Here is a 522-nt window from a genome sequence, read left to right on the forward strand (position 1 = left end):
CGCTCGACACCCATAGCGCTTCCTTCACCGCACAGGGCGCCAGCTACCTCGGCACTTTCGCGCTGGCGGCGGTGAACCAGGCGGGCGACTCGGTCGGCTGGAGCTTCGAGGTCGCCGATGGCGTGCTCGACAGCCTGCAGGCCGGCCAGACGCTGACGCAGAAGTACGACGTGACCGTCGATGACGGCCATGGTGGCACGGCAGTGCAGACGGTGACGATCGTGATCACCGGCACGAACGACGTTCCACTGATCACCTCTGCGGTGCAGAGCGGTGCGGTGACGGAGATTGCCGACGGTGCTGCGGGCGAGAATGCGACAACGCATGCGCAGAACGGCGCGGTAACCTTTGCCGACGTCGACACGCTCGACACCCATAGCGCTTCCTTCACCGCACAGGGCGCCAGCTACCTCGGCACTTTCGCGCTGGCGGCGGTGAACCAGGCGGGCGACTCGGTCGGCTGGAGCTTCGAGGTCGCCGATGGCGTGCTCGACAGCCTGCAGGCCGGCCAGACGCTGACGC

General features: G+C 67.4%; 1 protein-coding gene. It reads left to right on the top strand.

The genetic code is table 11. The features are described 5' to 3' along the window. Nucleotides 1-522 (top strand): VCBS domain-containing protein (locus IB264_RS35735; protein WP_210335727.1); only part of this gene is annotated, 522 nt, incomplete at both ends.

The organism is Ensifer sp. ENS11 (genome assembly GCF_014851895.1).
GTDB classification, from domain to species: domain Bacteria; phylum Pseudomonadota; class Alphaproteobacteria; order Rhizobiales; family Rhizobiaceae; genus Ensifer; species Ensifer canadensis.